Raw genomic sequence first — 13,808 nt, forward strand, 5'->3', positions numbered from 1 at the left:
ATATCATAACCAACACCGTAGAAGCAGCTTTAACCCATTGTTTGAAATCCGTGGTTATGAAATAGGCCCAATAAGAGGACACTATATAATAGCAGATCTCCATTCTGTTATGCTCATCAACAACATATACATAAAACGTTTTAGTATCTATTCAAGAAAATGTATGGTAAAATGCAATACAAATCTTTTCATAGCGCTTTTACTATGTGATAAAGAGGGGCATTTACCTACAAATAGATGAGTTGTTCATGTTGTTGGGCTATAGCGCGGATAGAAATCAGCTTCGAGCACTTTAGTAAATACTACAAGGGGTGAAAATTATGTTTAAATTTAACGATGAAAAAGGGCAGTTAAAATGCTCATTTTGTGGTAAAACACAAGAACAAGTACGCAAGTTAGTTGCGGGTCCAGGTGTTTACATATGCGATGAATGTATTGAACTTTGCACGGAAATCGTAGAAGAAGAGTTAGGTACAGAAGAAGAAGTAGAATTTAAAGATGTACCAAAACCAAAAGAAATTCGTGACATTTTAGATGAGTATGTAATTGGTCAAGAGGATGCGAAAAAATCGTTATCCGTTGCAGTATACAACCATTACAAACGAATCAATTCAAACAGTAAAATTGATGACGTTGAGTTATCAAAAAGTAATATTGCATTAATTGGACCTACAGGAAGCGGTAAAACTTTACTAGCTCAAACATTGGCTCGTATTTTAAACGTACCGTTTGCGATTGCGGATGCAACATCTCTAACAGAAGCGGGTTATGTAGGAGAAGATGTTGAAAACATCTTATTAAAATTAATTCAATCAGCTGATTACGATGTGGAGAAAGCTGAAAAAGGTATCATCTACATCGATGAAATTGATAAAGTAGCGCGTAAGTCTGAAAACCCATCTATTACACGTGATGTATCAGGTGAAGGTGTGCAGCAGGCTCTTCTTAAAATCTTAGAAGGTACTGTAGCAAGTGTTCCTCCTCAAGGCGGACGTAAACACCCTCATCAAGAATTTATTCAAATTGATACAACAAATATCTTATTTATTTGTGGTGGTGCATTTGATGGAATCGAACCTATTATTAAGCGTCGTCTAGGTAAAAAAGTAATTGGTTTCGGTTCAGAAACAAAACAACAAGACTTTACAGAAAAAGAGTTACTAGCAAAAGTATTACCGGAAGATTTATTAAAATTTGGTTTAATTCCAGAGTTTATTGGTCGTTTACCGGTTACTGCTAGCTTAGTGCCTCTTGATGAAGAAGCGCTAGTTGAGATTTTAACAAAACCGAAAAATGCACTAGTGAAACAATATCAAAAAATGCTTGAACTTGATGACGTTGAACTTGAATTCGAAGACGAGGCTTTAGTAGAAATTTCTAAAAAAGCAATCGAGCGTAAAACAGGTGCTCGTGGTCTACGTTCAATCATTGAAGGTATTATGTTAGATGTAATGTTTGATCTTCCTTCACGTGATGATATTACAAAATGTATTATCACAGGTGAAACCGTTCGTGATCAAGCGGCTCCTAAGTTCGTATTAGAAGACGGATCTACCATTCAAGAAGGCAGCAAAACATCAGCATAAAAAAAGCCGGGTACTCAATTTGAGTACCCGGCTTTTTTCTGGTGATGAAGCACAACTAAATTTTACTTTTTACTAGAATCTTGTTTATTCCTACTGCTGCAGGGAGATAATAACTGATAATTATCTTACTAAACTGCGCAGGAGGTTTATCTATGAACTGGACGAATATTGCCTTAATGGTCCAACTCTTTTTTGGTATCATCATTGGCTTATATTTTTGGAATTTATTACGCAATCAGCGTACGCAAAAAGTCTCAATTGACCGGGATTCAAAGAAAGAAATGGAGCAATTGCAGAAGATGAGAGCCATCTCTTTAACTGAGCCGCTTGCTGAACGTGTGAGGCCGTCTAGCTTCTCCGATATTGTCGGACAAGAGGATGGAATTCGGTCACTAAAGGCTGCCCTTTGCGGTCCTAATCCACAGCACGTGATTGTATACGGGCCGCCTGGAGTAGGAAAAACAGCAGCAGCACGTTTAGTGTTAGAAGAAGCAAAAAAAAATAAAAAATCACCTTTCAAACAATCGGCTGTATTTGTAGAATTAGATGCAACTACGGCGCGTTTTGATGAGCGAGGCATTGCTGATCCTTTGATTGGGTCTGTTCATGATCCTATTTACCAAGGAGCAGGTGCCATGGGTCAAGCTGGAATTCCGCAGCCAAAACAAGGAGCGGTTACAGATGCACACGGGGGGATTTTATTTATTGATGAAATTGGAGAGCTCCATCCTATTCAGATGAATAAGCTGTTAAAGGTTCTAGAAGATCGAAAAGTGTTTATGGAAAGCGCCTATTACAGCGAAGAAAACACACAAATCCCAACACATATTCATGATATTTTTCAAAATGGGTTGCCAGCAGACTTTCGTTTGATTGGTGCGACGACTAGAACGCCTAATGAAATTCCGCCTGCCATTCGTTCCAGATGCGTAGAGGTATTTTTCCGTGAGCTTGATCGCGACGAAATTATTACAGTTGCAAAAAAAGCAGCAAATAAAGTAAGAATGGATATATCAGAAGAAGGTTTATCTCTGTTTTCTACATATGCACGCAATGGACGTGAAACGGTTAATATGATGCAAATTGCGGCTGGATTAGCGATATCAGAGGAACGAACGGACATTAAAAATGAAGATATTGAATGGATTGTTCATTCTAGTCAACTATCTCCAAGACACGATCCGAAAATTGCAGATGAGGAAAAAGTGGGGCTTATTAATGGATTAGCGGTGTACGGGCCCAACTCTGGAGCACTTTTAGAAATTGAAGTCAAAGCGATTCCTGCAAAAGAGAAAGGGAACATTATTATTACGGGTATCGTTGAAGAGGAAAGTATAGGGACTCAAGGGAAGTCTATTCGCCGTAAAAGTATGGCTAAAAGCTCAATTGAAAATGTCATAACTGTTCTTCGCTCAATGGATGTTCCAGCGGATGAGTATGATATTCATGTGAACTTTCCGGGAGGCGTGCCAATTGATGGACCTTCTGCCGGTATTGCGATGGCAACAGGTATCTACTCAGCGATTTATGAAGTTCCAATCAAACATACGGTAGCAATGACAGGAGAAATTGGTCTGCACGGCAACGTAAAGCCAATTGGGGGCGTGATTCCAAAAATCAAGGCAGCAAAACAAGCAGGCGTTCAGACGGTGATTGTGCCAAAAGAAAATATGAATGCAATGGTAGAAAAGGTAAAAGGTATCGATATTATTCCTGTCCATCATTTAACAGAGGTGTTCGAACAAGCACTATTGTCTGTACATGAGCATGTTGCACATTTGTCGGTAGATCCAGCTATTTCAACTAGAGAATCTAGCTAATTCTATCATGATAATTAAAAATTAATGGTCAGATGAATATTCATCGCCTTTTTCGCGTATAAAACCTTTATACACAGCCAACGAAAAAGGCGTTTTTTTATGAAAAGAGCTTAAAAAGATATATTTTGCCTTTTAATTCTTTCTCATGGTACAATTAGTAATTACTATTGTTAGACATGTGTATACAAATGAGATAAAATTGTTAAAAGAATTCACACTTTACATACTTTAATTGACGAGCATTGGAGGTGTTCATTGCATGGCAGAAAAAGAAAAATTGACAATGCCGCTACTGCCTTTACGAGGTTTGATCGTCTATCCGACAATGGTGCTTCATTTAGATGTTGGGCGAGATAAATCTGTGCAAGCATTAGAAAAAGCAATGATGGATGATCACTTAGTTTGTTTAGTATCACAAAAAGATATGGGTATCGATGAACCAACAAAAGAGGATTTATATAGAACCGGTACGTTAGCAAAAATTAAACAAATGCTAAAGCTGCCGAATGGAACGATGCGCGTCTTAGTAGAAGGACTAAATCGCGTAACCGTTACAGAATTTGAAGACAGCGAAGAATATTTTGTCGTGCACGTGGAAAAGCAAAACGAAGAACATCAGGTTGATGTAGAAGATAAAGCGCTGATGCGCACGCTTTTAGACTATTTCGAACAATACATAAAACTTTCCAAAAAGGTGTCCGTTGAAACTCTTTCAACCGTAAGCGACATTGAAGAACCAGGAAGATTAGCCGATATTGTAGCCTCTCATTTACCAATAAAAATTCAGCTTAAACAAGAAATTTTAGAAATAACTGATGTGAAAGAAAGATTAAATACGATCATTTCTCATATTCAAGACGAGCAAGAAGTTTTGCAGCTGGAGAAAAAAATTGGACAGCGTGTAAAGAAATCAATGGAACGCACTCAGAAAGAGTATTACCTTCGTGAGCAAATGAAGGCGATTCAAAAAGAGCTTGGAGACAAAGAAGGAAAAACGGGAGAAGTAGCAACACTTCGCGAAAAAATTGAAGCAAGTGGGATGACGGACCACGTCAAACAAGTGGCGTTTAAAGAATTGGATCGCTATGAAAAAATTCCTGCTACCTCCGCTGAAAGCTCAGTTATTCGAAATTATATCGAGTGGTTGATTGCGCTGCCTTGGACAAATGAAACGGAAGATACGCTCAATATTCATAATGCTGAACAAGTGCTGAACGATGAGCACTATGGCCTTGAAAAGGTGAAGGAACGCGTATTAGAATATCTAGCTGTGCAGCAGTTGACAAAATCTCTTAAAGGTCCTATTTTATGTTTAGCAGGACCTCCTGGCGTAGGGAAAACATCCCTAGCCCGCTCAATTGCTACGTCTCTAGACCGTCATTTTGTACGAGTATCTCTAGGCGGTGTGAGAGATGAGTCTGAAATCCGCGGTCATCGTCGCACGTACGTGGGAGCTATGCCTGGACGCATTATTCAAGGAATGAAAAAAGCAGGAACGATTAATCCGGTATTTCTGCTTGATGAAATCGATAAAATGTCAAATGATTTCCGAGGAGATCCGTCTTCTGCACTGTTAGAAGTATTGGATCCTGAACAAAACCATAATTTCAGCGATCACTATATAGAAGAAACGTATGATTTATCAAAAGTGATGTTCGTGGCTACAGCTAATAACTTAGCTACAATTCCGGGGCCGCTGCGCGATCGAATGGAAATTATTCAAATTGCTGGTTACACGGAGCTGGAAAAGCTTGAAATTGCGAAGCGTCACCTATTGCTCCGCCAGTTAGAAAATCACGGACTGCAAAAGGGCAATTTGCAGATTCGCGATGACGCGTTAACAGCCATCATCCGTTTATATACAAGAGAAGCTGGTGTTCGTAACCTTGAACGCGAAATTGCTTCCATTTGCCGAAAAGCAGCTCGCATCGTAGTCTCTGGCGAGAAAAAACGCGTGGTGGTGACGGCCAAAACGCTTGAAGAATTCCTTGGTAAGCCTAGGTTCCGTTACGGACAGGCTGAGACGGAAGATCAAGTCGGCGTTGCTACAGGTCTTGCTTACACAACTGTAGGAGGAGACACGCTAGCCATTGAAGTAAGCTTGTCCCCTGGTAAAGGAAGACTAGTGCTAACAGGAAAGCTTGGAGATGTGATGAAAGAATCAGCTCAGGCAGCATTTAGCTACGTGCGTTCAAATGCAGAGAAACTAGGAATTGATGAAAAGTTTTATGAAAAACATGATATCCATATCCATGTTCCAGAAGGAGCTGTACCAAAGGATGGACCTTCTGCAGGAATTACCATTGCCACTGCTCTCGTATCAGCACTAACGGGTAAACCAGTGCGTAGAGAAGTAGGAATGACAGGAGAAATTACACTAAGAGGTCGCGTATTACCAATCGGCGGTTTAAAAGAAAAGTCACTTAGTGCACATCGTGCCGGATTAACTAAAATATTAATCCCTCATGATAATGAACGTGATATTGAAGATATCCCTGACAGTGTACAAGAGGAATTAGACATCGTTCTTGTGTCACATGTGGACCAAGTATTGGAACATGCGCTAGTAGGAGAGGTAAAATGAAAGTAACTCAAGCCGATATTGTCATCAGTGCCGTACGCCCTGAACAATATCCTAAAGAAAACCTGCCAGAGTTTGCGTTAGCAGGCCGTTCAAATGTAGGAAAATCATCTTTTATTAATAAGATGCTCAATCGCAAAAGCTTAGCGCGTACGTCGTCTAAGCCTGGAAAAACTCAAACGCTTAACTTCTTTTTAATTAATGAAATCCTTCACTTTGTAGACGTACCTGGCTACGGATTTGCAAAAGTGTCTAAAAAAGAGCGTGAAGCATGGGGGAAAATGATTGAAACGTATTTAACAAATCGTGAGCAGCTTAAAGCTGTGTTAATGATTGTTGATCTACGCCATGCCCCTTCAAAGGATGACGTTATGATGTATGAATTTTTGAAGCACCATGACCTTCCCGTTATGGTTATTGCGACGAAAGCCGATAAAATTCCTAAAGGAAAATGGCAAAAACACTTAAAAGTAGTGAGAGAAACGCTGGATTTAGATCCAAATGATGAATTAATTCATTTCTCATCTGAAACAGGTGAAGGAAAAGATAAAGCGTGGAAATCTTTGCAGTATCGCATGACTCACTAAACAAAGGAATAGAAGCTAAAAAAATGGAACGTTTATCATCACTCTAACAGGAAGTGAGTCAAACGTTCCATTTTTTTAACTTGTTTACATAGATTACTTTCGTTTGAAAAATAATAAATATAGCCCAACTAGTAACAATAAAATAGGCCAGAAGGTTGTTAAATAATTTACGCCGTCTTCAACTTTTGGCAAAAATAGTTTGAGACGGTCTGAAAACATCATTAAAATGGCAATAATTAAAAGGGTGCCGCCTTGGAAAAAGCCTGATTTGGCTTTTCTAGCACTGAGTAAAAAGCTAATGGCCACCATAAAAACGACCATGCTAATATTCGTAGGCCAAAAGGGAATTTGTTCACTTACATAGAAATGAATACCTAAAGTGATTAATATGTAGCTTGCAAGCAAGTTTGAATGATCTTGAGATAAAGCAGACTCAGTTAACAGGGCTGCTCCTATTAAAATTAACAGTACAGGCCACGTGTATACCTTTGCTGCAATGCTCATATGTAGTTCATTCAGTAAGAAAAAGATTCCAAATCCAACTAGTAAGACACCAAAAAACATTGATTGCTTTTTCATAGTAACCTCCAGGTGTTTCAAAACAGAAAACGTGATAAAACGCTGCTTTTTTGATACAATTTATTACGGAATAACAGTTAATATCTTAACACATGTTTTCAAAGACTGTTCACATTTTTTTTTCGAATGACTTATAGAACATGTTATAATAGTTAGAGATAAGGCGAAGCTTACATTTGTGTAATGTCCGCCGGTTTTTACGAATAGTAGAATGAAGAACGCCGGATTTTACGGGCAGTTATCTCACTGTAGCTCTGTGGAAATTTAGGGGTTACTGCCCGTCAAATTCGGATAAATAAGCACATTTCAATTGTAGGGGGTATGTACAAATGCATATTATAGCAGTCGGCTTAAACTTTCGAACAGCCCCTGTTGAAATAAGAGAAAAGCTTAGTTTTAATGAGCAAGAACTAGCATCTGCCATGAAAACGTTAAGCGGCCAAAAAAGTATTTTGGAAAACATCATTGTTTCAACATGCAATCGTACGGAAATTTATGCTGTTGTTGATCAATTACACACGGGCCGTTACTATGTAAAAGCATTTTTAGCTCAATGGTTCGGAATAGATAAAGAAGAGTTTTCGCCTTATTTAACCATCTATGAAAATGATGGAGCCATCGAACATTTATACCGAGTAGCATGTGGATTAGATTCAATGGTGATTGGTGAAACACAAATTCTTGGACAAGTACGTTCAAGCTTTTTGCTTGCTCAAGAAGAAGAAACAATTGGAACGGTTTTTAATCAGCTGTTTAAACAAGCAGTGACATTAGCTAAAAAAGCTCATCATGAAACAGAAATTGGTGCGAATGCAGTTTCTGTCAGCTATGCAGCCGTAGAGCTTGCTAAAAAGATTTTTGGGGACTTATCATCCAAACATGTGTTGATTCTTGGTGCGGGAAAAATGGGTCAGCTTGCCGTACAGAATTTATATGGCAGCGGGGCTAAAAAAGTAACGGTAGTGAATCGAACATTTGAAAAGGCACAGGAGCTAGCAAACCGTTTTTCTGGAGAAGCCAAACCATTTGCTGATCTTCAACATGCTTTAAGCGAAGCAGATATCTTAATTAGTTCAACAGGAGCTAATGACTATGTAGTAACGAAACAAATGATGAGTGAAGCCGAGCGTACGCGTAAAGGCCGCCCATTGTTTATGGTAGACATCGCCGTTCCGCGTGACTTAGATCCAGAACTAGATGAGCTAGAGACGGTCTTTTTATATGATATCGACGATTTAAACGGGATTGTAGAATCCAATTTGCAAGAGCGTCAAAAAGCTGCGGATGAAATTGAAATTATGCTTGAAGCTGAAATTGTTGCTTTCAAGTCTTGGCTTGGTACATTAGGCGTTGTGCCTGTTATTTCTGCACTTCGTCAAAAAGCACTTACCATTCAAGCTGAAACGATGAAAAGCATTGATCGTAAGCTCCCAGATTTATCTGAGCGTGAGCGCAAAGTGTTAAATAAACATACAAAAAGTATAATTAATCAACTTCTTCGCGATCCAATTTTACACGCGAAAGAATTGGCTGGAGAGAAACATGCTGAAGAGTCTTTAGAGCTGTTCATGAAGATTTTTAATATTGAACAGGAAGTTGCTTTGCAAAAAGAAAAAGAAGAGCAGCTTCATACATCGATTACGTCTCATTCAGTAGCTTATCAGTCTTAAGTGAGGATTGAATAATGGTTGATATGGAATTAACCAGAATCTATGAATTGATTGTGATTTTATACGCGGTGAGCGTTTTATTATATTTTATTGATTTTGTACAAAATAACCGGAAGGCAAACTCGATAGCCTTCTGGTTACTTTCTATTGTGTGGGTTTTGCAAACAGCCTTTTTAATTTTACGAATGTTTGATACGGGGAGATTTCCAATTCTCACCGTTTCTGAAGGGCTGTATTTTTACGCGTGGGTGTTAATTACTCTTTCACTTGTGATTAATCGTTTATTCCGCGTTGATTTTATGGTATTTTTTACAAATGTGATTGGTTTCTTAATTATGGCTATTCATACGTTTGCTCCACTTGAAACATACACGGCTGTCCAGTCGGAGCGCCTTGTGTCAGAATTATTAATCATCCATATTACCATGGCTATTTTATCTTACGGCGCTTTTTCAGTCTCGTTTGTTTTTTCTGCTCTGTATCTCGTTCAGTATAATTTATTGAAAAAGAAGAAATGGGGCAAGCGCTTGCTAAGAATTGAAGATTTAACAAAGCTAGACTACATGTCCTATGTATTAATTTTAATTGGTGTACCGCTGTTATTGCTTTCGTTAATCTTAGGAATCATATGGGCTTATATTAAATACGTAGATTTTCATTGGTACGATACAAAAGTGTTAGGTTCATTTTTAATGTTTGTTGCATACAGCGCTTACTTGTATGCTAGACTGCGCAGAGGTATTCAAGGAAAGGCAATCGCGATGTGGAATATTGGGTTGTTCTTAGTCTTACTTATTAATTTCTTTTTATTTGGCAGTTTATCGAATTTTCACTTTTGGGGTTCGTAATTAGGAGGACAACATGCGAAAAATTATTGTCGGCTCTCGTCGAAGCAAACTTGCGTTAACACAGACCAAGTGGGTCATTGAACAGTTAAAAAAACAAGGTCTTCCTTTTGAGTTTGAAATTAAAGAAATGGTTACAAAAGGGGATCAAATTTTAAATGTAACGCTGTCCAAAGTAGGCGGTAAAGGTCTTTTTGTAAAAGAAATTGAACAGGCCATGTTAGATGAAGAAATTGATATGGCCGTTCATAGTATGAAAGATATGCCGGCTGTTTTACCAGAAGGGTTAACGATTGGATGTATTCCTTTACGAGAAGATCATCGTGATGCGCTTATTTCAAAAAATGGTGAGAGATTTGAGGACTTACCAAGCGGTGCTGTGATTGGGACAAGCAGCTTGCGTCGAGGGGCACAGCTTCTATCTATGCGTTCAGATATCGAAATTAAATGGATTCGAGGAAATATCGACACACGCCTAGAGAAATTAAAAAATGAAGATTACGATGCGATTATCTTGGCAGCTGCAGGGTTATCTCGTATGGGCTGGTCAAAAGATACGGTCACTCAGTACCTAGAGCCGGAAATAAGCGTTCCCGCTGTAGGACAAGGAGCTTTAGCTATTGAATGCCGAGAAAATGACGATGAATTATTATCGCTTCTTCAAGCTCTAAATCATGATGAAACGGCTCGTGCTGTTAGCGCTGAACGAGTATTTTTAAAAGAGATGGAAGGCGGATGTCAAGTGCCGATTGCGGGATACGGACGTATAGTAGACGGTGGAAACATTGAGCTAACGTCGCTAGTTGCGTCTCCTGATGGCAAAACGATTTATAAAGAGCACATTACGGGAAAAGACCCCGTTGCTATCGGTTCAGAGGCTGCTGAGCGTTTAATCTCTCAAGGAGCTAAGCTTTTAATTGATCGTGTAAAAGAGGAGCTGGACAAGTAATGAGTCATGAGGCTCCTCTTTTTTTGAAAAAAGTTTTGATTACAAGAGAAGCGAAGCAGGCTCATTCATTTGCAGCACAGATTAAAAAGCTTGGAGGCACACCTTTAAGTTTACCAGTCCTTACGTTCGCACGTTCTAACAATGAACAAGAAGTGGAAGACGTCCTGCTGTCGATTAATTCATTTGACTGGGTTGTTTTTACAAGTCAAAACGGCATTTCTTTTTTTCTCGAATGGCTAAAAGAGTTAGATATCAGTTTGAATGATTTAAAACCATTAAAAGTGGCTGCAGTTGGAGAAAAAACCGCAAAATTGCTAGAAAAATACGATGTGAACGTGCAGCTTGTTCCCAAAGAATACGTTGCAGAATCACTTCTTGAATCGTTAAAAGCAAATGTTTCACGTCACGAGCGAGTTCTTCTTGTACGAGGACAATTAGCCCGCTCTGTTTTAAGAGATGGGCTAAAAGAGTATGATTTAACGGATTTAATCATATATCAGACCATTCGAAATCAAGAGTCTGAACGAGTGGTTAAGCAACATTTAGAAAGAGGAATTGATGCGATTACTTTTACAAGCTCTTCTACGGTGAGATTTTTTGTGGAGTCCGTTCAAGACATTCCGAATTGGCTCGAGCTGGTGAATCGGACGAAAGTGGTTTGTATCGGTCCTATTACAAGTCAGACAGCGAGCGAATATGGAATTAAGCATCTTGTTCCTAACACATACACAATAAATGGTATGATAGATATGTTGGTTAGGTGTTTTGAATAATAAAGGAGGATTTTAACATGAAAGATTTACAATTTACACGTCATCGTCGTCTTCGTAATTCTGTAAATATGCGTGCGCTTGTACGTGAAACACATTTACATCCTGAAGACTTTATATATCCTATTTTTATTGTAGAAGGTGAACAAAAAAGAAATGCTGTAAAATCAATGCCAGGTGTGGATCAAATTTCTTTAGACTACTTGAATGGTGAAATCCAAGAGCTAGTCGATTTAGGAATTAAGTCAGCTATGGTATTTGGTGTTCCCGCTGAAAAAGATGCGGTCGGCTCACAGGCATACCATGACCACGGAATTGTCCAAAAAGGTATTCGTCAAATTAAAGAAAATTTTCCAGACTTTGTTGTTATCGCAGATACATGCTTGTGTCAATACACAGATCATGGCCACTGTGGTGTAATTGAAGACGGAAAAATCTTAAACGATCCCAGCCTTGACTTATTAGCGCGTACAGCGGTTAGTCAAGCTAAAGCAGGAGCGGATATTATTGCGCCTTCAAACATGATGGACGGTTTCGTGGCAGCTATTCGCCACGGTCTAGACGAAGCTGGATTTGAAGATGTGCCGGTGATGTCTTATGCTGTTAAATATGCATCTGCTTTTTACGGACCATTCCGTGATGCAGCGCATTCTTCTCCTCAATTTGGAGACCGTAAAACATATCAAATGGACCCAGCCAATCGCTTAGAAGCACTTCGAGAAGCGGAATCTGATGTTGAAGAAGGAGCAGATTTCTTAATTGTAAAACCAGCTCTATCATATTTAGATATTATGCGCGATGTAAAAAATACGTTTAATTTACCGGTAGTGGCTTATAATGTGAGCGGTGAATATTCAATGATTAAAGCGGCAGCTCAAAACGGCTGGGTAAATGAAAAAGAGATTGTTCTTGAAAAATTAATTAGCATGAAGCGTGCAGGAGCGGATTTAATTGTAACGTATCATGCTAAAGACGCAGCACGCTGGTTATCTGACAAGTAATTAAGGAGGCTTACACATGAGAAGTTATGAAAAGTCAAAAGCAGCTTTTTTAGAAGCGCAGCAATTAATGCCGGGTGGAGTAAACAGTCCTGTTCGTGCATTTAAATCAGTAGATATGGATCCTATTTTTATGGAACGAGGAAAAGGCGCTACGATTTACGATATTGACGGCAACAAATATATTGACTACGTCTTATCATGGGGACCTTTAATTCACGGACATTCCAACGATCAAGTAGTTGAAGCAGTAAAAAAAGTAACGGAATCTGGTACAAGCTTTGGTGCACCAACATTAATTGAAAATGAGCTTGCTAAGGTTGTGATTGAGCGAGTTCCTTCAATCGAAATCGTCCGTATGGTGAGTTCAGGTACGGAAGCAACGATGAGCGCACTGCGTTTAGCACGTGGCTATACGGGCCGCAACAAAATTTTAAAATTTGAAGGCTGTTACCATGGACACGGTGACTCTCTTCTCATTAAAGCAGGCTCAGGCGTTGCCACGTTAGGTCTACCAGATAGCCCGGGAGTGCCTGAAGGAATCGCTAAAAATACGATTACAGTGCCGTACAATGATCTAGAAAGCGTACAATATGCTTTTAAAGAATTCGGAGATGACATTGCCGGAGTAATCGTTGAACCGGTAGCAGGAAATATGGGTGTGGTACCGCCACAGCCAGGTTTCTTACAAGGGCTTCGGGATATCACATCAGAATATGGCTCACTGCTCATTTTTGATGAAGTAATGACAGGGTTCCGCGTAGCGTACAACTGTGCACAGGGCTACTACAACATTACGCCTGACTTAACTTGCTTAGGAAAAGTAATCGGTGGTGGTTTACCAGTAGGTGCTTACGGTGGTAAAGCTGAAATTATGGAGCGAGTTGCACCAAGCGGCCCGATTTATCAAGCAGGTACATTATCAGGTAATCCGCTTGCGATGACCGCTGGATACGAGACATTAACACAGCTGACACCTCAATCCTACGATGAGTTCATTCGTAAAGCAGATCGATTAGAAGAAGGACTGATGGCAGCAGCTGAAAAATATGATGTACCGTTTACCGTAAACCGAGCTGGTTCAATGATCGGTTTCTTCTTTACAAACGAGCAGGTAATAAATTACGAAACAGCAAAAACATCGAATTTAGATTATTTTGCAGCTTACTATCGTGAAATGGCTAATGAAGGCGTGTTTTTACCTCCTTCTCAGTTCGAAGGAATGTTTTTATCAACTTCTCATACAGATGCAGACATTGAACATACAATTGCAGCAGCTGAAAAAGCTTTTTCAAAGTTGCGTGGATAAACAGCTAAATAAGAATAACTTTTATATCAAAGCTTACGGAGGATTCCGTAAGCTTTTTTAGTTTTCAAGACATATTTTAATTTATTTGTTCATACATCTTTAATGACCGCGCTA

At 39.2% G+C, this 13,808-nt stretch carries 11 protein-coding genes; 10 read left to right on the plus strand and 1 reads right to left on the minus strand.

Annotated features, from left to right (window positions below; genetic code table 11):
* Window positions 1-320: 320 nt before the first annotated feature.
* From clpX to yihA, 4 genes are all read left to right on the plus strand, one after another.
* Window positions 321-1,586, plus strand: a complete 1,266-nt coding sequence (gene clpX / locus ACOZIR_RS01090; RefSeq protein ID WP_013059367.1) for an ATP-dependent protease ATP-binding subunit ClpX — start codon at window positions 321-323, stop codon at window positions 1,584-1,586.
* Between the two features lie 152 nt (window positions 1,587-1,738).
* Window positions 1,739-3,406, plus strand: coding sequence for an ATP-dependent protease LonB (gene lonB / locus ACOZIR_RS01095; RefSeq protein ID WP_013085136.1), 1,668 nt, complete (start codon window positions 1,739-1,741; stop codon window positions 3,404-3,406).
* A gap of 259 nt (window positions 3,407-3,665) precedes the next feature.
* Complete coding sequence (gene lon / locus ACOZIR_RS01100; protein ID WP_016765665.1) at window positions 3,666-5,990, plus strand: endopeptidase La; 2,325 nt, start codon at window positions 3,666-3,668, stop codon at window positions 5,988-5,990.
* The gene (gene yihA, locus ACOZIR_RS01105; RefSeq protein ID WP_013059364.1) at window positions 5,987-6,574 is read left to right on the plus strand and encodes a ribosome biogenesis GTP-binding protein YihA/YsxC; all 588 of its coding nucleotides are present in this window, start codon (window positions 5,987-5,989) and stop codon (window positions 6,572-6,574) included. Before lon ends, yihA begins: the two co-directional genes overlap by 4 nt.
* 93 nt (window positions 6,575-6,667) lie before the next feature.
* Here the strand turns inward: yihA and ACOZIR_RS01110 are convergent, their stop codons facing one another.
* Entirely contained in the window at window positions 6,668-7,153 is a 486-nt protein-coding gene (locus tag ACOZIR_RS01110) for a LiaF transmembrane domain-containing protein (protein ID WP_013059363.1), read from the minus strand.
* Window positions 7,154-7,482: 329 nt separating this feature from the next.
* Between ACOZIR_RS01110 and hemA the strand changes: the two genes are divergently transcribed.
* The 6 genes from hemA to hemL are packed head-to-tail and all read left to right on the plus strand — an operon-like array spanning window position 7,483 to window position 13,694.
* Window positions 7,483-8,823: a glutamyl-tRNA reductase gene (gene hemA / locus ACOZIR_RS01115; protein ID WP_045291105.1), complete on the plus strand. Its 1,341-nt coding sequence runs from the start codon at window positions 7,483-7,485 to the stop codon at window positions 8,821-8,823.
* A 14-nt stretch (window positions 8,824-8,837) separates the two neighbouring features.
* Window positions 8,838-9,671: a cytochrome C assembly family protein gene (locus ACOZIR_RS01120; protein ID WP_045291104.1), complete on the plus strand. Its 834-nt coding sequence runs from the start codon at window positions 8,838-8,840 to the stop codon at window positions 9,669-9,671.
* Between the two features lie 13 nt (window positions 9,672-9,684).
* The gene (gene hemC, locus ACOZIR_RS01125; RefSeq protein ID WP_310878310.1) at window positions 9,685-10,617 is read left to right on the plus strand and encodes a hydroxymethylbilane synthase; all 933 of its coding nucleotides are present in this window, start codon (window positions 9,685-9,687) and stop codon (window positions 10,615-10,617) included.
* Window positions 10,617-11,390: a uroporphyrinogen-III synthase gene (locus ACOZIR_RS01130; protein ID WP_421535494.1), complete on the plus strand. Its 774-nt coding sequence runs from the start codon at window positions 10,617-10,619 to the stop codon at window positions 11,388-11,390. Before hemC ends, ACOZIR_RS01130 begins: the two co-directional genes overlap by 1 nt.
* 17 nt (window positions 11,391-11,407) lie before the next feature.
* Complete coding sequence (gene hemB / locus ACOZIR_RS01135) at window positions 11,408-12,388, plus strand: porphobilinogen synthase (protein ID WP_045291099.1); 981 nt, start codon at window positions 11,408-11,410, stop codon at window positions 12,386-12,388.
* Between the two features lie 16 nt (window positions 12,389-12,404).
* Window positions 12,405-13,694, plus strand: coding sequence for a glutamate-1-semialdehyde 2,1-aminomutase (hemL, locus tag ACOZIR_RS01140; protein ID WP_013059357.1), 1,290 nt, complete (start codon window positions 12,405-12,407; stop codon window positions 13,692-13,694).
* Window positions 13,695-13,808: the final 114 nt, after the last annotated feature.

The organism is Priestia sp. D3YE.R1, assembly GCF_049199565.1.
Lineage (GTDB): Bacteria > Bacillota > Bacilli > Bacillales > Bacillaceae_H > Priestia > Priestia aryabhattai.

Excerpts from the sequence above, each read along its gene's own strand:
- clpX (WP_013059367.1), top strand. The coding sequence starts at position 321 with ATGTTTAAATTTAACGATGAAAAAGGGCAGTTAAAATGCTCATTTTGT.
- lonB (WP_013085136.1), top strand. The coding sequence starts at position 1,739 with ATGAACTGGACGAATATTGCCTTAATGGTCCAACTCTTTTTTGGTATC.
- lon (WP_016765665.1), top strand. The coding sequence starts at position 3,666 with ATGGCAGAAAAAGAAAAATTGACAATGCCGCTACTGCCTTTACGAGGT.
- yihA (WP_013059364.1), top strand. The coding sequence starts at position 5,987 with ATGAAAGTAACTCAAGCCGATATTGTCATCAGTGCCGTACGCCCTGAA.
- ACOZIR_RS01110 (WP_013059363.1), bottom strand. The coding sequence starts at position 7,153 with ATGAAAAAGCAATCAATGTTTTTTGGTGTCTTACTAGTTGGATTTGGA.
- hemA (WP_045291105.1), top strand. The coding sequence starts at position 7,483 with ATGCATATTATAGCAGTCGGCTTAAACTTTCGAACAGCCCCTGTTGAA.
- ACOZIR_RS01120 (WP_045291104.1), top strand. The coding sequence starts at position 8,838 with ATGGTTGATATGGAATTAACCAGAATCTATGAATTGATTGTGATTTTA.
- hemC (WP_310878310.1), top strand. The coding sequence starts at position 9,685 with ATGCGAAAAATTATTGTCGGCTCTCGTCGAAGCAAACTTGCGTTAACA.
- ACOZIR_RS01130 (WP_421535494.1), top strand. The coding sequence starts at position 10,617 with ATGAGTCATGAGGCTCCTCTTTTTTTGAAAAAAGTTTTGATTACAAGA.
- hemB (WP_045291099.1), top strand. The coding sequence starts at position 11,408 with ATGAAAGATTTACAATTTACACGTCATCGTCGTCTTCGTAATTCTGTA.
- hemL (WP_013059357.1), top strand. The coding sequence starts at position 12,405 with ATGAGAAGTTATGAAAAGTCAAAAGCAGCTTTTTTAGAAGCGCAGCAA.